1 protein-coding gene is annotated in these 517 nt (G+C 28.2%); it reads left to right on the top strand.

Features of this window, described 5'->3' with window-relative positions:
• The coding region (locus tag OF364_RS03115) for a hypothetical protein (RefSeq protein WP_263774136.1) at positions 1 to 517 on the top strand (517 nt) is incomplete at both ends.

The raw sequence follows: 517 nt of genomic DNA, 5'->3' as shown, positions 1-517 counted from the left end.
TAAAACAATTAACTGAGGCCTTAAATAAGGCAGTTGGTTTAGATGATAGACAAACTGCACTAGATGCTTTAGAATCAAAACTAGCCGAAGTTCAAAATCTAGTTAACATTTCAGAAGACGATAAAACTAAAAATGCAAAAAATGAATATGATGCTTTCAAATCAGCTTATGATGATGCTAATAATTTAGTTACAACTCAAAAACAACAAATAAAACAAGCTAAAGAAGAAATTGAAAACAAAGTTAAAGACCTAGAACAAAAAGCTAAAGAAGCTATTCAAAAAGCTGACACAGCTATTGCTGATAATAAAGCAACTGACTTACAAACTTCATTAACAGAATTAGGTGACTTAGAAACTAAACTAGATGATTTAGTTAAAGAAATTGAGCCTAAAAAATACAAAGCTCAAACTGATAAAGCTAAGGTTTTATTAGATGATGTTAAATCTAAAAAAGAAGAAGTTGACCAAAAGCTAAATGCTGAAATCAATAGAATTAATAAAGTTAAAACAGAATT

Origin of the sequence: Mycoplasma enhydrae (assembly GCF_025779955.1) — a bacterium.
Classification (GTDB): Bacteria; Bacillota_I; Bacilli_A; order Mycoplasmatales; family Metamycoplasmataceae; genus Metamycoplasma; species Metamycoplasma enhydrae.
The sequence above is the reverse complement of the archived record's forward strand: the minus strand, read 5'-3'. Positions and strand labels throughout refer to the sequence as shown.